This window comes from Pseudomonas sp. P5_152, from assembly GCF_033989915.1.
Classification (GTDB): Bacteria; Pseudomonadota; Gammaproteobacteria; order Pseudomonadales; family Pseudomonadaceae; genus Aquipseudomonas.
Window position 1 is genome coordinate 2,527,521 of the sequence record NZ_JASFAH010000002.1, and the last position, 17,804, is coordinate 2,545,324.

Below are 17,804 nucleotides of genomic sequence, written 5' to 3' on the forward strand. Positions count from 1 at the left end.
GACCCGCGGCGTTGGCCAGGGTTCCGTAACCTTCCGGCCAGGTGCCACTATTGCGGCCTGGTCAGGCCAGAATCTCCAACCCATGCTTTTGCACGATGCTGAGCAGTTTGAGGGCCATGCCACTGGGTTGTTTGTCGCCGGCTTCCCACTGCTTGACCGTGGAGGCGCTGGTGTTCAAGTAACGGGCAAACACCGGCTGGCTGACGTTGTTGCGCTCACGCAGTTGCTTGATCTCCTGCGCCGCAATCGCCTGGGGTACGTGGGCCAGGCACGTCTCGTCGAATTGGCGCATGGTGGTCTTGCTGATGGCCCCGATCGACAGCAAGGCAGCAGCCGAATCGTGAGCCGACTCAAGGGCTTCACTTTTGAATTTATTGCTCATGGTGCATCTCCACAAATTCCTTCATATCCAGTAACGGCCGCCCTTGGCCAGGATGATCGAACGGTGTCGGTTTTGGTTCCGGCGTTTTTTCCAAACGCCGCCTCCCAGGCTGTCCGCTTGTCCTTTTAACAACTCGGCGAATGCCGACCTCAACTCATCGTCCCCAATCCAGGCTTTGGCAGCCTGGAGGGCAAAACGCTTGGTCTTGAACAGTCTGATACTCATGGACATCCCTTCCCTAAAAAATACCACCTAGTGGTATGGATAGCCAATCCGACCGTCGTCATTTCTGCGCACCGGTATCGGCAATCCTTGCCGACTCCATAAAAAGCCATTGTTGCGGTTACCGCTCAAGCCCTGAATAGGCTCCTGAAAATCGTCGGGACAAAAAAAACGCCCCATGCCAAAAGGATCAGGCATGGGGCGATGCGTTATACCGCGAGACGGTTCGGGAATTCAGGTGTTGCGATCACGTCAGACCGCGATGCCTTTGCGACATTGCAATTGGGCGGTGCGCACCCGGGCAAAGGCGCGCGCCAGGCGCAGGAGCATTTCGTCAATGTTGGCCTGGCTGACGGTCAGCGCCGGGGTGAAGCGCAGGCAGTCGGCTTGTGGGGCGCTGATCAGCAGGCCTTCGTACATCGCGGCCTTGACCACGGCGTCGGCCGAGTCATCGCTGAGCCTGAGCCCCCAGAGCAGGCCGTGACCGCACAACTCGCCGTGCCCGTAGCGATTGGCCAGGCGCGCCAAGCCTTCGTGCAGGTGTTGAGCGCTGTCGCGTACATGTTCGAGAAAACCGTGATCGAGCACGCTATCGAGCACTGCCAGGCCAGCCGATGCCATCAGGGCATTGCCGTGATGGGTGCCGTCCAATTCGCCCGGTTCAAAACAGCAGGCGCTGCCCCGGGCCAGCAAGGCCGCCACCGGCACTCCGCCACCGAGGCCCTTGCCCAACACAACAATGTCGGCCCGCACGCCATACAGCTGTTCAGCCAGCAGTCGACCGCAACGGCCCATGCCGGTTTGCACTTCGTCGAGGATCAGCAGAATCCCCAACTCACGGCACAAGCGCTCGACGCCCTTGAGGTAATGCTCGGTCGCAGGCAGTACACCCGCCGCAGCCTGGATCGGCTCCAGCATGATCGCCACGGTTTGCGCGTCCACCGCCGCGTGCAGCGCCGGCAGGTCGTTGAACGGAACACGGTCGAAGCCCGGGAGCCGGGGCTCGAAGCGATTGTCCTGGCAGTCCGAGGCAGACAACGCAGCAAAGCCATGACCATGGCAGCTACCGCTGGCGGTAATGATTCGCGAAGCACCGCCGCGATGCAGTTGGCCCCATTTGCGCGCCAGCTTGATCGCCGCTTCGCACGCCTCACTGCCGGTATTGAGCAGGTACACCTGGTCGCTGCCAGTGCTGTTGCACAGCCGCTCGGCCAGGTTCAACTGGCCGCGATTGAGCAATCCCGAGCCAGGATTGATCAGCGCCTGCGCCTGGGCCGTCAGCGCCTTGACCAGTGCCGTGGGGCTATGGCCGAGGCTGTTGGCTCCGGCGCCCTGGGTAAAGTCCAGGTAGGCGCGGTCAGCGCTGTCCCACAGCCAGGAACCCTGGCCACGGACGAAAATCTGCGGGGCTCGCTCAACACTCGGCATCAGGCACTCACTGGACAGGTTAGCGCTCCTTGCAGGTAACAAACCCTCGGCCGCCAGGTCATCCAGGCTCGGCTGCGGGCGACGCAGGTTGAACAGGTTCATGCGCGCAAACCCTCCAGCGGCAAGCCCAGCAGACGCGCCGTCCAATCCTCGACCCGCCCGCTGCGCAGGCGCTTGATGGCAATATCGCGCCAGCGCGAAGACAGCGCCGGGCAATCAATCAGCTTTTTCAAACCGGTATGTTCCAGCGGTTCGCGGTAAAAACTGCGCAACGCCCAGGCCACGGTCAGGCCGGGGTAACTGCGCTGGATCAGTTCGAACGGTTGCTCGGCGCTGACAAACCCGGGCTTGAGTACGCGGTAGAACCAGCCACAGCGTCCGGTGTCCTGGGCGAGCTGGGGCAGGATCGGCACACCCCAGCGACGGCTCAGGCGATAGCACGGCGAACGCGGCTGGCTGACCTGCAACAGCGCGCCACCCCAGCGAAACAGATCGCCCAGGCACACTTGCTCTTCACCGAGGCCGTGGGTCGAGAGGTTCTCGCCGAAGGCCGGCGCCTGCCAGTCAATCTGTGGATAACGTTTGCGCCAGTACGCGTAGTGCTCGGCCGGGTAGTGATGCAGGGCCCGCTCGGGACCGGTGTGAAAGCGCGGATCGCCGTGCTCGTCACTGCCCAGGCCCTGCGGCCACAACCAGAGTCGATTGGCAATCCGCTCTTTGTCGGTATCGCTGACCAAGCCCTGCCCCAGGTTTTTTGCCTTGCCTATGTAAACACCATCAACGTAAACGGTATTCATCGCGCTCTCTGGCCCTATAAGCCTTGTGAATGCGGTTAGACTAGGCTTCTGCAGGGCGCTGAGCCATTTCGATTTCCCAGCTTTTTCGATAAGAATTACTTATGGATTTTAAGCAACTGCGTTATTTCGTCGCGGTGTACGAAGAAGGCCATGTCGGCCGGGCCGCCGAACGTCTGTCGATCTCCCAGCCGGCGCTCTCGCAACAGATCCGGCAACTGGAACAGAACCTCGATGTGAGCCTGTTCGAGCGCAGCAGCAAACGGCTGCTGCCCACACTGGCCGCGCATACCCTGTACAACCACGCCCTGCCCTTGCTCGATGGCATGCAACGGGCGCGCGAAGCCTTGGGCAACTTCAAGGGCCAAGCCTCGCGCACCTTGGCCATCGGGGTCCTGCAAACCGTGCACACCAGCCTGGTGCCAAAAATGCTTGAGCGGGTGCGCACGGCCCAGCCCCATTTGGTGGTGCAGATCTACGAGCTCACGGGGCTGGAAATCGAACGCCGCCTGCTTAACGGCTCGCTGGACATCGGCATCAGCTACCTGCCGCCGCGTCAGCCGGGGCTGCATGGCGTGCTGCTGTACGAAGACGAACTGACCCTGGTGATCCCCGTCGACCACCCACTGCGTGAATTCAAGAAAGTCTCCATGAGCCAGGCCGCCGAATTGCCGATGTTGCTGCTGGGCGAGGAGTTTCAGATCCGCCAGATCTGGCAGGGACAACTGGCCAGCCTCGGCCGCCGTCCACAAGTGCAGGCCGAGCTGAACAACATGGCGGGGATCCTCGACAGTTTGCCCCACACCCGGCTGGCGACTGTTTTGCCCGGACGCTCACAGCGCGAGCATGGCAACAAGGCGTTGTTGTGGAAACCGTTGAGTGAACCGCGGGTGCCGCTGAAGGTGGGGCTGGTCTGTCGGGATGTGCAGCGTCAGCAGGCCACCCTGGAATTGTTGCGCAACCTGCTGGAGGATGTGATGGATGGCCCGGACGGGCGCCTGGCGAGCCCGACTGTTCTGGATGTCCAGGGTTGATGGGCAAAACATAAATCGCAGGCAAAAGAAAACCCCGCCGAAGCGGGGCTTTGCAGACTGTTTCCCTGACATCCATTTCACTCCGCCGTCCTGGCAGAATCCTACGTGTCCGTGTTGTTGCTTTGCGCTTCCTGCGCGACGTCCATATGAGTAGATTAGCTGTGGATCCAATCTGCGAACAGGGGAGAACAGCAGCACGTCATGTAAGCAAATGCTTACATGAGGTTACATTCCTCAGAACTGCGCGGCATCCAGCAGGAACAACGACTCGCTGCCGGCTTTGACCGAAGCGCTGAGCGAGTGAATCCGCGGCAGCAGACGGGCGAAGTAGAAGCGTGCGGTGCCCAGCTTGCTGGCGTAGAACTCATCCTGTGTTTCCTTGCCGATGGCAGCCTTGGCCATCAGGGCCCACATGTAGGCGTAGGACACATAGCCAAACACCTGCAAGTATTCGACCGAGGCCGCGCCGATTTCGTTCGGATTACCTTGCACCCGGTCCAGCAGCCAGGCGGTCAGTTCGTCCAGCGTCTCCACTGCACGGTTCAACGGCCGGGTAAATTCACCCAGCTCGGCACCGGCGGTCGCGGTGAAATGACGAATCTCATCAGCGAACAGGTTGTAGAGCGCCCCGCCACTGCCGACGATTTTGCGCCCGACCAGGTCCAGCGCCTGAATGCCGTTAGTGCCCTCGTAGATCTGGGTAATGCGCACGTCGCGTACCAGTTGCTCCTGGCCCCATTCGCGAATGTAGCCATGACCGCCGAACACTTGCTGGCCGTGAATCGTGGTTTCCAGGCCCAGGTCGGTGAGGAACGCCTTGGCGACTGGGGTCAGCAACGCCACCAGGTCTTCGGCACGCTTGCGGGTGGTTGGGTCTTCGCTGAACTTGGCGGTGTCCAGTTGCATGGCCACGTAGGTGGAGAAGGCACGGCCACCTTCGTTCGACGCCTTCATGGTCAGCAGCATGCGTCGCACATCAGGGTGAACGATGATCGGGTCGGCAACCTTGTCCTTGTTCTGCGCGCCGGTTGGCGCACGGCTTTGCAGGCGGTCACGGGCGTATTCAACCGCGTTCTGGTAAGAGCGCTCACCGGTGGCCAGCCCCTGGATACCGACGCCCAGACGCTCGTAGTTCATCATGGTGAACATCGCCGCCAGGCCTTTGTTCGGCTCACCGACCAGGTAACCCACGGCTTCGTCGAAGTTCATCACGCAGGTGGAGGATGCCTGGATACCCATCTTGTGTTCGATCGAACCACAGTTGGCCGGGTTACGTGCGCCCAGGCTGCCGTCGGCGTTGACCATGAATTTCGGCACCAGGAACAGCGAAATGCCTTTCGGACCTGCCGGGGCGTCCGGCAGCTTCGCCAGCACCAGGTGAATGATGTTCTCGGTCAGGTCGTGTTCGCCGCCGGTGATGAAGATCTTGGTCCCACTGACTTTGTAGGAACCATCGGCCTGAGGTTCGGCCTTGGTGCGGATGATCCCCAGGTCAGTCCCTGCATGGGATTCGGTCAGGCACATGGAGCCGGCCCAGACCCCCGCGTACATGTTCGGCAGGTACGTGGCCTTCAGTTCTTCGCTGGCATGAGCGTTGATCGACAGGCAGGCACCGGCGGTGAGCATCGGGTACAGGCCGAACGACAGGCTGGCGGAGTTGACCATCTCCTCGACCTGGGCTGAAACGGTCTTGGGCATGCCCATGCCGCCGAACGCCGGATCGCCACCGACCCCGACCCAGCCCCCTTCAGCGTAGGTCTGATAGGCCTGTGGGAAACCTGCCGGGGTGGTCACGGCACCGTCACTCCAGTGGCAACCTTCTTCGTCGGCGGCCCGGCTCAGTGGCGCAATGCTTTTGCTGGTGACTTTGCCAGCTTCCTCTAGGATCGCCTCGACGGTCTCGGCATCCACGGTGTCGGCCAAAGCAGGAAGTTCTGCCCAGAGCTTGGCCACCTCGAAAACTTCATTGAGGACGAAGCGCATATCGCGCAGGGGCGCTTTGTAGTCAGCCATGGCAAACCTCGTAATACGTGAAAGGTGATTCGTGGGGATCGGGATACAACAAGTGCCGGGAGTGTACCCGAACAACTTTTGCGACACATAGGGTCGACTCGTGACTTATTTGTAATTTTTAGTCACTAAAAACCATCACGGGCAAGCCTTGCACCGCCTTCCCGGCGCTGCAGGGCTTGCCCGCGATGTGCTTAAACCACCACCGTCAAAGCGCAAACAGCCCTGCTGGTAGCTTCATCAGGCAATCACTGCCTGCCTGCACCGCCGCCCGATGGGCCGCCGTGCGCGGCAGCAGACGCTTGAAGTAAAACTCGCAGGTGGCCAATTTGCCCTCACAGTAGTCGGCATCACCACTGCCCGCCTCCAGTTGTGCCTGAGCGACCAGCGCCATGCGCAGCCACAGGTAGGCGTGGATGATGTAACCGCTGTACATCAGGTAATCCAGTGCTGCGGCCCCCACTTCATCAGGGTTCTTCAGCGCCGCCATCCCGACCTGGGTGGTCAGTTCACCCCACTGCTGATTGAGCCCGTCGAGCTGCGCGACATACGTCTTGAGCTGTGGATGCCCGGCGTTGGCGGCACAGAACCTGTGAACGATTTTGGTAAAACCGCGCAGCAACTGGCCCTGGCTGCCCAGTACCTTGCGCCCCAGCAGGTCCAGCGCCTGGATGCCGTTGGTACCCTCGTAGATCGGCGCAATGCGGCAGTCACGCACCAACTGCTCCATGCCCCACTCGCGGATATAGCCGTGACCACCAAACACCTGCATCCCGTGGTTGGTCACCTCCAGGCCGGTTTCGGTCATGAACGCCTTGCAGATCGGCGTCAGGAACGCCAACAGGTTCTCGGCGTCCTGGCGTTGCTCGGCGTCGCTGGACAGGTGCGCGGCATCGAGCAATTGGGCGGTGAAGTAGGTCAGTGCCCGGTTGCCTTCGTTGAAGGCTTTCATGGTCAGCAGCATGCGCCGCACATCGGGGTGGACGATGATCGGGTCGGCGGCTTGTTCCGGCGCCTTGGGCCCGGTCAGCGCGCGCATCTGCAGGCGCTCGTTGGCGTACTTGATCGCGCCCTGGAAACTCGCCTCGCCCAGGCACAAGCCCTGCATCCCGGTGCCGAGCCGAGCGTGGTTCATCATGGTGAACATGCAGTTCAGGCCTTTGTTCGCCTCGCCGATCAGGTAACCCGTGGCGCCGTCGAAGTTCAGCACGCACGTGGCCGAGGCCTTGATGCCCATCTTGTGCTCGATCGAACCACAGGTAACCCCGTTGCGCTCGCCCGCCTCGCCTTGGCTGTCGGGCAGGAACTTGGGCACGATAAACAGCGAGATGCCTTTGGTCCCGGCCGGCGCATCCGGCAGCTTGGCCAGAACGAGGTGAATGATGTTGTCACTCAGGTCGTGCTCACCGGCGGAGATGAAGATCTTGCTGCCGGTGACCGCGTAGCTGCCGTCGGCTTGGGGCACCGCGCGGGTCTTGATGATCCCCAGGTCAGTGCCGCAATGGGCCTCGGTCAGGCACATGGTGCCGGTCCACTGGCCGGCCGTGAGTTTGCCCAGGTAGGCCTGTTTCTGCTGCTCGGTGCCGTGGGCGTGAATGGCCGACATCGCACCGTGGGTCAGGCCCGGGTACATGCCCCAAGAGGTGTTGCTGGAACCGACCATCTCGCTGATCACCAGCCCCAGTGAACTCGGCAACCCTTGCCCACCATACGCCGGGTCCGCCGCCAGCCCATGCCAGCCACCTTCGACATACTGGGCGAACGCCTGCTTGAAACCCTTGGGGGTGGTGACCACGCCATTGTCGAAATGGCAGCCTTCTTCGTCACCCGAGCGGTTCAGCGGGGCCAGGACGTTTTCGCAGAAGCGGGCGCCCTCTTCGAGGATTGCATTGACCATGTCCGGGCTGGCATCGGTAGCCCCGAGCGCGGCGTAGTTGGCATGGAAGTCAAACACGTGATCGATCAGAAAGCGCATGTCGCGCAGGGGGGCTTTGTACTCAGGCATGGTCATTGCTCCGTCAGCAGATCCCTGCAACCTACTGCCGCACGCCCCCCCGGACAATCACAGTGCAGGCGCTGAATGCGCCATCATCACTCAATCCGTTGCCCTGTCCATGCGCACCGCGCCACGGCGGTTCTGCCCAAACGCCATCACACAATTTCGCCCGGCTCCCTTGGCGCTGTAGAGTGCCTGGTCGGCGCTTTTCAACACCTCTTCCGGCGTACGCTGCGCCAGGCGCTCGGCAACCCCGATGCTCACCGTGACCGCCACGCTGCAAGCACTGGCCCCGGAGCGGCGCTGCCGACCTTGTTGATCGTCCAGGGGCCGGCTGTCTTGATTGCGCAGCTGAATGTTGTAGCTGGCAATCGCTTCGCGGATCTCCTCCAGGTACGGCAAACACTCTTCAAGGCTCTTGGCCGCGAATACCAGGGCAAACTCTTCGCCGCCATAACGATAGGCACGGCCACCGCCACCGATCTTCGACAATTTGCTGGCCACCAGGCGCAGCACCTGGTCGCCGACATCATGCCCGTGGGTGTCGTTGAATTTCTTGAAGTGATCGACGTCGCTCATGGCCAGCACGTAATTGCGGCCCAGCCGTTGCAAGCGCTCGTTCAGCGCCCGCCGCCCGGGCAAGCCGGTCAACTCATCGCGAAACGCCATCTGGTAGGCCTCGTGTGCCACCGCGGCGGCGATCATCAACATCACTTGGCTGCACATGATGTTCAGGGTAAACGGCAGGATGAAGGTCTTGGGCAGCATCCAGAACAAGCCGAGCAGGCCCACCAGTTGGGCCGCGTGCAAAGGTCGGGGATGGCGCCAATATTGGTAGGCCAATAACCCAAAGGCCGCGAGGAACAGCGGGTATGCCAGCTGGATCAGGCTCATCCAGGCCCCATGCAGCGCCGGCCAACGGATTTCCGCCAGCCAGGCCTGCACGGCCTGGGGATAACTTTGCTCCAGGGCCAGGGCCACACTGCCCACGGCCAGCAGTACCGCGAACCGCGCGACCAGGTCCTGAAACAGATGGGTCCGCTCCTGCCACGCCGCGAATGTCCCGTACAACACGGGCAGCAGCAGGCAGCAGAGATGGAAGATCACCGCGGCGTCTTCGCGTACCCCGCCAAAGTCACGGTAATAGTCGGTTTGGGTGTCGAGCAGAAAGTAGGCGATGTACACCGTGACCATCAGGAACAGTTCACGCTGGCGTCGGTAAACCGCGCAGTACGCGCCACCGAGCAGCAACACCAGGGTCGGCAGGACGTTGAACAACGAGGTGAAAAACACGTTGAGTTCCCTGACGTAAGCCACTGCGAGGCCTGCGAGCAACAGCAGCAGCGAAGGCAGGAAGTGACTCAAACGTACAGCAGAGGAACGCGACAAGGGTAAAGCTCCGGCCCGGCAAATTGATTGATGGCATTATGCCTTCATGCTGGCACGACAGTGCATGAAATGTACTGTCTACGGTTCTTTAACGGCCGCCATAGCGCACGGTTGAGTGTTTCAGCCGGGGGTTTGTATCGCTTTATTTCGGAAATAAAAAAACCGCTGCACCCGAAGGTGCAGCGGCTTGTTGAAGGACCTGCCTTAGGCTCAGTAGCCCAGTGCGAAGTCTTCTTCTTTCATGTCCATCAGGTTGTTGGCGCCCGACAGCATGGTTACAACGTGAGTGCGGGTACGCGGCAGGATGCGCTGGAAGTAGAAACGCGCAGTCTGCAACTTGGCGGTGTAGAACGCCTCTTCGGTCGTGCCGGCAGCCAGTTTTTCGGCTGCCAGGCGCGCCATGTCAGCCCAGAAGTAAGCCAGGCAGACGTAACCGGAGTACATCAGGTAATCCACGGAAGCCGCGCCCACTTCTTCGCGGTCTTTCATCGCGGCCATGCCGACCTTCATGGTCAATTCGCCCCACTCTTTGTTCAGTGCTGCCAGCGGTGCCACGAATTCCTGGACCGCTTCGTTGCCTTCGTTGGTCTGGCAGAACTTGTGCACGATCTTGGTGAAGCCTTTCAGAGCCTCGCCTTGGGTCATCAGCACTTTACGACCCAGCAGGTCGAGAGCCTGGATGCCGGTAGTGCCTTCGTACAGCATGGAAATACGGCTGTCGCGAACGTTCTGCTCCATGCCCCACTCGGCGATGAAACCGTGGCCGCCATAGATCTGCACGCCGTGGTTGGCCGATTCAAAACCGACTTCGGTCATGAAGGCTTTGGCGATTGGCGTCATGAAGGCCAGCAGTGCGTCGGCTTTCTTCTTCTCTTCTTCATCTACGCCGTACTTGACGATGTCGACCTGCTTGGCGGTGAAGTAAACCATTGCACGGTTGCCTTCGGCGAATGCCTTCATGGTCAACAGCATGCGACGAACATCCGGGTGCACGATGATCGGGTCAGCGGCTTTTTCCGGGGCTTTCGGCCCGGTCAGGGAGCGCATCTGCAGGCGATCGCGAGCGTATTTCAGGCCACCCTGGAAGCCGATTTCGGCGTGGGCCAGGCCTTGCAGGGCGGTACCCAGGCGTGCGGTGTTCATGAAGGTGAACATGCAGTTCAGGCCTTTGTTCGCCGGGCCGATCAGGAAACCGGTGGCCTCGTCGAAGTTCATCACGCAGGTGGCGTTGCCGTGGATACCCATCTTGTGTTCCAGGGAACCACAGGTCACGGCGTTGCGCGCACCGATGCTGCCATCGGCGTTGGGCATGAACTTTGGAACGATGAACAGGGAAATGCCTTTGGTGCCAGCCGGAGCGTCCGGTAGGCGGGCCAGTACGATGTGGACGATGTTATCGGCCATGTCGTGTTCACCGGCCGAGATGAAAATCTTGGTCCCGGAAACCTTGTACGAACCATCGGCCTGTGGCTCGGCCTTGGTGCGCAGCATGCCCAGGTCGGTGCCGCAGTGCGGTTCGGTCAGGCACATGGTGCCGGTCCATTCGCCGGAAACCAGCTTGGTCAGGTAAGCCTCTTGCTGCTCTGGCGTGCCGTGCTCGGAGATGGTGTTCATCGCGCCGTGCGACAGGCCAGGGTACATGCCCCACGACCAGTTGGACTCGCCAACCATTTCGCTGACTGCCAGGCCCAGGGACTCCGGCAGGCCTTGGCCGCCGTGCTCGATGTCGTGCGCCAGGCTCGGCCAGCCGCCTTCAACGAATTGTTTGTAGGCTTCCTTGAAACCAGTTGGCGTCTTAACGCCCGACTCGCTCCAGGTGCAGCCTTCGGTATCACCCACGCGGTTCAGCGGAGCCAGCACCTGCTCACAAAACTTGGCGCCTTCCTCGAGAATGGCGTTAACCATGTCCGGGGTAGCGTCCTGGCAAGCCGGAAGGCTCTGATAGTGCGCTTCGTAGCCGAGCAGTTCGTCACGAACGAAGCGAATATCACGCAAGGGGGCCTTGTAGTCAGGCATAGCGATAAACCTCTGCTGATGTAACCGGGAATGAACGACCGCGATGATTTGTTGTGACGGTCAAACAGTTGTTTGAAACATACGTTTACGCTGAAATCTTGTCAAGCGTCGATCCTTCGCCGTTCGTCAACGGCCTCCTGAATTACGCACACAACAAAACGCACGGCCGATGCACAAAGCATCACCGTGTGTCACAAAGATTAGTTGAAGGAGCAGCAATAGCCCGGCCCGACAGCGTATCCATCACGCTGCCGACCGGGAAAGGAGTGGGCGTTTTAGTCGAGCAGATCCAGTTGCAGGTGTTCGGCCACCGCTTCGGCGGTGACCACCTTGAGTTTCGGTACCCGTCCCAGGCAAGGCGCGGGCAGTCGCTCGGCCAGGGTTGCGAGGTTTTCTTCCAGGCGTGAGGTCTTGGGTTCGATGATATTGGCCACCCACCCGGCCAGTTGCAGTCCGTCGCGGGCAATCGCTTCGGCGGTCAGCAAAGCGTGATTGATGCACCCCAGGCGCACCCCGACTACCAGGATCACCGGCAGGCCCAGCGCCATCGCCAGGTCCGACAGATTATCCTGGTCGGCCAGCGGCACACGCCAGCCACCGGCGCCCTCGATCAAGGTGAAGTCCGCCTGCTTATCGAGGATATGGCGCATCGGCGCTACCAGCGACTGGACCGTCAGCGCAACACCGGCCTCGCGTGCCGCCAGATGGGGGGCGATGGCCGGCTCGAACGCCTGCGGATTAACCTCGGTGTAGGTCAGCGGCAACGAACACTGTGCCAGCAACGCCAGTGCGTCGGCATTGCGCAGGCCCTTGGGCGTCACGTCGCAACCGGAAGCCACTGGCTTGCCGGCCGCCGTGCTCAACCCTGCCAAGCGTGCGGCGTGCAACAGGCCGGCGGCCACCGTGGTCTTGCCGACATCGGTATCGGTGCCCGTGATGAAATACGCTGCGCTCATCGAGGTTTCTCCAATACGGCATAGACCACCTGATACGTGGCTGGCAGCCCTTGCGCCTGACGGAACTGCTCATAGGCGGCGATCAAACCACTGATGCGCGCCCGACCTGTCAGCCCACCTGGCCGACCCGGATTCAGATTATGCGCGCCCAGCGCTTTAAGTTCATGGGTCAAGCTGCGCACGTCCGGATATTGCAGCACATGGGCACACTGCTGCAGGTCCAGCACGTTCAAACCGCTGGCCGCACATAACTGCTGATAGCGGCTGAACTCACGGAACCGATTGACGTGCACCTGGCCGTCGACCTGCCGCCAACTGTCGCGCAGTTCATACAACGTGCCGACGCACAGGCTGGCAAAGGCCAACACCCCTCCCGGCTTGAGCACCCGATAGGCTTCACTGAGCACCGTGGCAAAATCGGCGCACCACTGCACCGCCAGGCTGGAAAACACCAGGTCGCAACTGGCGTCCTGCAGGGGCAGGCGTTCCGCGTCCCCGGCAATGAAATGCTGCGCCCCGCCCAAGGGCCTGGCGTGCTTGAGCATGCCTTCAGCAATGTCCAGTGCCACTCCGGCGCTCGCAGGAAACCGCTCTTGCAACGCTCGGCTGAAATACCCGGTGCCGCAGCCCATGTCTAGCCAAACAGCAGGGACAAAATCTTCCGGTAACCGACGTAACAACTCACTACCCACGTCGCGCTGCAACTCGGCCACGCTGTCGTAACTGGCCGCCGCCCGGGAAAAGGACGCCGCGACCTGGCGCTTGTCGGGCAAACCGCCGGGCAGGTTGGGAAGAGACAAATCAGTCATCACCGCACTCGTGCAAAAAGGCCTGGATCGCCCCCGCCACACCGTGGGGGTCTTCCAGAAGAAACGCATGACTGGCCTGTTCAATCAGACCAATTTCAACATCGGGCAACAGGCTCAACAGCTCGCCCGCAGCCTCGGCCGGCACCAAGCCATCGAGGCCGGCAAACAGATGCAACTGCGGCCCGCGGAAAGCCTGCAAGGCCTTGCGGGTGTCCAGTTGGGCGAGCAGTTCCAGGCCACTCATCAGCACCGCTGGCGCCGTATGGGGGGCTCCGCCCAACAACAGCCGCGACAGGCCGCGCGAGTCTTCGGCGCCCTGGGCGCAGAGCAGGCTGAAGCGTTTGAGGGTGGTGCGCGGGTCGGCGTTGCAACCGGCCAGGAACCCGTCGAACGTCTGCGCCGGCATGGCGCTGGACCACTCGGCATGGGCGACAAACGATGGATTGCTCGCCAGCGTCAGCAAGCCACAGCAGCGCTCGCCACGGCGGGCGGCCAGTTCTGCGGCGAGCATCCCGCCCAGTGACCAACCGCCCAGCCAGGCGTCTTGCGGCACACTGGCGTCGAGTTCTTCGAGCCATTCATCAAGGTCGCTGGAGTCCAGCTCCGGCAAGGGTTCGATCTCCACCCGCAGGTGTTCGTCGAGACCTTGCAACGCGGCCGCCAACGGCTCCAGTGGAGAAATACCCAGGCCCCAGCCCGGCAACAGAATCAGTCGATCACGCATGGTTCACCGCCGCTCCCAGATGCTGTACACAATCGGCCAGCCCTTCTAACAATAGCTGCACCTGTGCCTCGCTGTGGGCGGCGGTCAGGGTCACGCGCAAACGGGCGCTGCCGGCCGGCACGGTGGGTGGGCGAATCGCCGTGACCATCAATCCGCGCTCACGCAGCATCTGCGAGAACCGCAGCGCTCGCCCGGCATCGCCGATCATGATCGGCTGAATCGGCGTGGCGCTGTCCATCAGTTCCAGGCCAATCTGTTCGGCACCCTGGCGGAACTGGCGGATCAGCACCTGCAGATGCTCACGTCGCCAATGCTCGCTGCGCAACAACTCCAGGCTCTTGAGGGTCGCGCAGGCCAGGGCCGGCGGTTGGCTGGTGGTGTAGATGTACGGGCGAGCGAATTGGATCAGGCTTTCGATCAACTCTTCACTGCCAGCCACAAACGCACCGGCCGTACCGAAGGCCTTGCCGAGGGTGCCGACCAATACCGGCACATCCTCCTGGCTCAGGCCGAAATGCTCGACCACTCCACCGCCAGTGGCACCCAGCGGACCAAAACCGTGGGCGTCATCGACCATCAGCCAGGCGCCCCTGGCTTTGGTTTCCCGAGCCAGGGCAGGCAAGTCGGCAATGTCGCCGTCCATGCTGAACACGCCATCGGTGACCACCAGGGTATTGCCGGTGGCCTTCTCCAGGCGCCTGGACAGGCTTACGGAGTCGTTGTGCAGGTAGCGATTGAAACGCGCGCCCGACAACAGCCCCGCATCCAGCAACGACGCGTGATTGAGCCGATCTTCGAGCACTGTATCGCCCTGCCCGACCAGCGCGGTTACCGCTCCGAGGTTGGCCATGTAACCGGTGGTGAACAGCAGCGCCCGCGGGCGACCGGTCAGGTCGGCTAGGGCCTCTTCCAGTTCGTGGTGCGGCGTGCTGTGGCCGATCACCAGGTGTGAAGCGCCACCGCCCACACCCCAGCGTGCCGCGCCCGCGCGCCAGGCTTCAATCACTTGGGGATGATTGGCCAGGCCCAGGTAATCGTTGTTGCAGAACGCCAGCAACGGCTGTCCATCGACCACCACTTGTGGGCCCTGCGGGCTCTGCAGCAGTGGACGTTGACGGTACAGGTGTTCGGCACGACGGGCCGCAAGACGCGCGGCGAGATCGAAAGACATGCAGACCTCGATTAGCGCTCAACCCTGTGGGAGCTGGCTTGCCTGCGATGACGGCGGCACATTCAGCATCAATGTGCCCGACAGACCGCTATCGCAGGCAAGCCAGCTCCCACACTGGACCGCACTTCGACAAGAGATATGACTTAAACAGCCGCGTTGTAGAACTGCTCGCTGCTTTTCTGTTCTACCAGCGCCTGTTCGATGGCGGCCTGGTGGACCTCGTCGGCGTGCTCTTCGCGAGCCTCCGGCAAGATGCCCAGGCGCGCGAACAACTGCATGTCCTTGTCCGCCTGCGGGTTGGCGGTGGTCAGCAATTTGTCGCCGTAGAAAATCGAGTTGGCACCGGCGAAGAAGGCCAGGGCCTGCATTTGCTCGTTCATGGCCTCACGGCCAGCCGACAGGCGCACATGGGATTGGGGCATCAGGATGCGCGCGACGGCCAGCATGCGAATGAAGTCGAACGGGTCGATGTCTTCGGCGTTTTCCAGCGGTGTGCCCGCCACTTTCACCAGCATGTTGATCGGCACCGACTCCGGGTGCTCCGGCAGGTTGGCCAACTGGATCAGCAGGTTGGCGCGATCGTCCAGCGACTCGCCCATGCCCAGGATCCCGCCCGAGCAGATCTTCATCCCCGAATCACGCACATAGGCCAGGGTCTGCAGACGCTCGCTGTAGGTGCGGGTGGTGATGATGCTGGTGTAGAACTCCGGCGAGGTATCGAGGTTGTGGTTGTAGTAGTCCAGGCCCGCTTGCGCCAGGGCCGCGGTCTGGTCCTGGTCGAGCCGGCCCAGGGTCATGCAGGTTTCCAGGCCCATGGCCTTGACGCCTTTGACCATCTCCAGCACGTAGGGCATGTCTTTGGCCGAGGGGTGTTTCCACGCCGCGCCCATGCAGAAACGGGTCGAACCAATGGCCTTGGCACGAGCGGCCTCTTCCAGGACCTGCTGCACTTGCATCAGCTTTTCTTTTTCCAGGCCGGTGTTGTAGTGACCGGACTGCGGGCAATATTTGCAATCTTCCGGGCAAGCGCCGGTCTTGATCGACAGCAGGGTCGAGACCTGGACGCGGTTGGCATCGAAATGCGCACGGTGCACCGTCTGCGCCTGGAACAACAGGTCATTGAAAGGCTGAACGAACAGCGCTTTAACTTCGGCCAAAGACCAATCGTGACGCAATTTGGCGGTGATGCTGGCGCTCATCGGCTCATTTCCTTTCTTATGCTTTGGCACGTACCCCGGGAAAAACCGAATTCCCACAGGCACAACACGGATGTTTCAGCATATTTAAGGAAGACTCATGCGCTGTCAACCACAGTACGAAGGGCTGGTTTACATCTGGCTAAAAAACACACAGCAATGTTTGCTCTGCAACGATCCAGCCGACACCCCGCAGCCCATTTGCCAACCCTGTGAAACCGAACTGCCCTGGCTGGTCGAGCATTGCACGGTTTGCGCATTGCCCCTGGCCGTCAGCGGCCAGGTCTGCAGCCAGTGTCTGAGCGCCCCTCCGGCATTCGCCCAGGTGATCGCGCCCTGGTCCTATAGCTTTCCGGTCGACAGCTTGATCACCCGTTTCAAGCACTCGGCGAACTGGCCCTATGGCCGCCTGTTGGGCGAACTTCTCGGACAATTCGTGCAACATTGCTTCGATGAAGGTTTACCGCGCCCCGCCGCACTGGTGCCGGTACCGCTGGCACGCCAAAGGCTTCGCGCGCGAGGTTTTAATCAGGCGGCGATGCTGGCCAACTGGCTTAGCGCCAACTTGCAGGTACCCAGCGAGGAACACCTGCTCCAACGCATCCACGACACCACCGCGCAGCAGGACCTCAGCGCCAGGGCGCGCCAGCAGAACCTGCGCAACGCCTTCGCGCTGACCCCGCAGGCAGCTATCAAAGGCCGGCACCTGGCCTTGGTCGACGATGTGCTGACCACCGGCGCCACCGCCCAGAGCCTGGCGCGCCTGTTGATCGACGCGGGCGCCAGCCGCGTCGATGTCTATTGCCTGGCGCGCACCGCAAAACCCGGCACCCCAACTTGACTCCGACGCGCCGAGCCGCCAACGTCCGAGTCCATCACCCGTACTCGCAGCGCAGATCATGTCCTTGCCTACTTTGTTGTCTCAACACATTGTCCGTCGCCCGCAACGCATTGCGCTGCTGCAGCACATTGCCGAACAGGGTTCGATCACCCGCGCCGCGAAAAGCGCCGGGCTCAGCTACAAGGCGGCGTGGGATGCCATCGATGAACTCAACAACCTGGCACAAAAGCCCCTGGTGGAGCGCAGTGTCGGCGGCAAGGGCGGCGGTGGCGCGCGACTGTCCAGCGAGGGCGAGCGCGTGCTGCGCCTCTACCTGCGCCTGCAGGCCTTGCAAGCGCAGGTCCTGGAGGCGGCAGAAGATGCCAGCGACCTCGACCTGCTCGGTCGCTTGATGCTGCGCACCAGCGCCCGCAACCAGTTGCATGGCACGGTCGCCGGTATCGAGGCCCAAGGGCGCAATGACCTGATCGCCCTGACCCTGGCGGGCGGCCTGACCCTGCACGCGCAAATCACCCACGACAGCACCCAGCATCTGGACCTGCAAGCCGGCACCGAAGTGGTCGCGCTGATCAAGGCCGGCTGGCTCGAGTTGCTGGCGAGCGAACACGCGCCTACGCCTGGCTATAACTCCCTGAACGGTACGATCGAGCAGATTCTCGACGCCGAAGACGGCCCCAGTGAGGTGCGAATCGTCCTACCCAACGGTCAGACCTTGTGCGCCCTGGCCGAGCCATTGCACCTGCGGAGCAACTCCCTGCTGATTGGCAAACCGGTGCGGGTGCAATTCTCCCCTGCCAACGTGTTGCTCGGCACACCGCTGTGAACCGCTGAGCTCT

At 61.8% G+C, this 17,804-nt stretch carries 15 protein-coding genes and 1 pseudogene; 3 read left to right on the forward strand and 13 right to left on the reverse strand.

Features of this window, described 5'->3' with window-relative positions; genetic code table 11:
* Positions 1 to 61: 61 nt before the first annotated feature.
* From QMK50_RS11585 to QMK50_RS11600, 4 genes and pseudogenes are all read right to left on the reverse strand, one after another.
* A complete protein-coding gene (locus QMK50_RS11585; protein ID WP_159998245.1) occupies positions 62 to 382 on the reverse strand; it encodes a helix-turn-helix domain-containing protein in 321 nt (106 codons plus the stop codon).
* A 24-nt stretch (positions 383 to 406) separates the two neighbouring features.
* Positions 407 to 607 (reverse strand): annotated as a pseudogene (locus tag QMK50_RS11590) (type II toxin-antitoxin system RelE/ParE family toxin); the annotation flags it as partial.
* 249 nt (positions 608 to 856) lie between these two features.
* A complete protein-coding gene (locus QMK50_RS11595) occupies positions 857 to 2,134 on the reverse strand; it encodes an aspartate aminotransferase family protein (protein WP_095164275.1) in 1,278 nt (425 codons plus the stop codon).
* Entirely contained in the window at positions 2,131 to 2,829 is a 699-nt protein-coding gene (locus QMK50_RS11600) for an MOSC domain-containing protein (RefSeq protein ID WP_095164277.1), read from the reverse strand. The genes QMK50_RS11595 and QMK50_RS11600 overlap by 4 nt, the downstream gene beginning before the upstream one ends.
* Positions 2,830 to 2,930: 101 nt before the next feature.
* Here QMK50_RS11600 and QMK50_RS11605 point away from each other — a divergent pair, with 101 nt between their 5' ends.
* A complete protein-coding gene (locus QMK50_RS11605) occupies positions 2,931 to 3,860 on the forward strand; it encodes a LysR family transcriptional regulator (RefSeq protein ID WP_159998253.1) in 930 nt (309 codons plus the stop codon).
* Positions 3,861 to 4,094: 234 nt separating this feature from the next.
* On the opposite strand, the gene QMK50_RS11610 is transcribed toward QMK50_RS11605, so the two are convergent.
* From QMK50_RS11610 to bioB, 9 genes are all read right to left on the reverse strand, one after another.
* A complete protein-coding gene (locus QMK50_RS11610) occupies positions 4,095 to 5,873 on the reverse strand; it encodes an acyl-CoA dehydrogenase C-terminal domain-containing protein (protein ID WP_320333148.1) in 1,779 nt (592 codons plus the stop codon).
* Positions 5,874 to 6,078: 205 nt separating this feature from the next.
* Positions 6,079 to 7,875, reverse strand: coding sequence for an acyl-CoA dehydrogenase C-terminal domain-containing protein (locus tag QMK50_RS11615; RefSeq protein ID WP_320333149.1), 1,797 nt, complete (start codon positions 7,873 to 7,875; stop codon positions 6,079 to 6,081).
* A gap of 90 nt (positions 7,876 to 7,965) precedes the next feature.
* Positions 7,966 to 9,255, reverse strand: coding sequence for a GGDEF domain-containing protein (locus tag QMK50_RS11620; RefSeq protein WP_320333150.1), 1,290 nt, complete (start codon positions 9,253 to 9,255; stop codon positions 7,966 to 7,968).
* 210 nt (positions 9,256 to 9,465) lie between these two features.
* Positions 9,466 to 11,271, reverse strand: a complete 1,806-nt coding sequence (locus tag QMK50_RS11625) for a phenylacyl-CoA dehydrogenase (RefSeq protein WP_095164286.1) — start codon at positions 11,269 to 11,271, stop codon at positions 9,466 to 9,468.
* Between the two features lie 275 nt (positions 11,272 to 11,546).
* Positions 11,547 to 12,227, reverse strand: a complete 681-nt coding sequence (gene bioD / locus QMK50_RS11630) for a dethiobiotin synthase (RefSeq protein ID WP_159998261.1) — start codon at positions 12,225 to 12,227, stop codon at positions 11,547 to 11,549.
* Positions 12,224 to 13,036 carry a malonyl-ACP O-methyltransferase BioC gene (gene bioC / locus QMK50_RS11635; RefSeq protein ID WP_320333151.1) on the reverse strand — a complete coding sequence of 271 codons (813 nt, stop codon included), beginning with the start codon at positions 13,034 to 13,036 and terminating at the stop codon, positions 12,224 to 12,226. Before bioC ends, bioD begins: the two co-directional genes overlap by 4 nt.
* The gene (locus tag QMK50_RS11640) at positions 13,029 to 13,760 is read right to left on the reverse strand and encodes an alpha/beta fold hydrolase (RefSeq protein WP_095164293.1); all 732 of its coding nucleotides are present in this window, start codon (positions 13,758 to 13,760) and stop codon (positions 13,029 to 13,031) included. Before QMK50_RS11640 ends, bioC begins: the two co-directional genes overlap by 8 nt.
* The gene (gene bioF / locus QMK50_RS11645) at positions 13,753 to 14,931 is read right to left on the reverse strand and encodes an 8-amino-7-oxononanoate synthase (protein WP_320333152.1); all 1,179 of its coding nucleotides are present in this window, start codon (positions 14,929 to 14,931) and stop codon (positions 13,753 to 13,755) included. Before bioF ends, QMK50_RS11640 begins: the two co-directional genes overlap by 8 nt.
* 143 nt (positions 14,932 to 15,074) lie before the next feature.
* Positions 15,075 to 16,130, reverse strand: a complete 1,056-nt coding sequence (bioB, locus tag QMK50_RS11650; protein ID WP_095164297.1) for a biotin synthase BioB — start codon at positions 16,128 to 16,130, stop codon at positions 15,075 to 15,077.
* 97 nt (positions 16,131 to 16,227) lie between these two features.
* Here bioB and QMK50_RS11655 point away from each other — a divergent pair, with 97 nt between their 5' ends.
* Complete coding sequence (locus QMK50_RS11655; protein WP_320333153.1) at positions 16,228 to 16,968, forward strand: ComF family protein; 741 nt, start codon at positions 16,228 to 16,230, stop codon at positions 16,966 to 16,968.
* Between the two features lie 58 nt (positions 16,969 to 17,026).
* Positions 17,027 to 17,791 (forward strand): TOBE domain-containing protein, encoded by a 765-nt coding sequence (locus tag QMK50_RS11660; RefSeq protein ID WP_159998269.1) that lies wholly within the window; start codon positions 17,027 to 17,029, stop codon positions 17,789 to 17,791.
* Positions 17,792 to 17,804 lie beyond the last annotated feature (13 nt).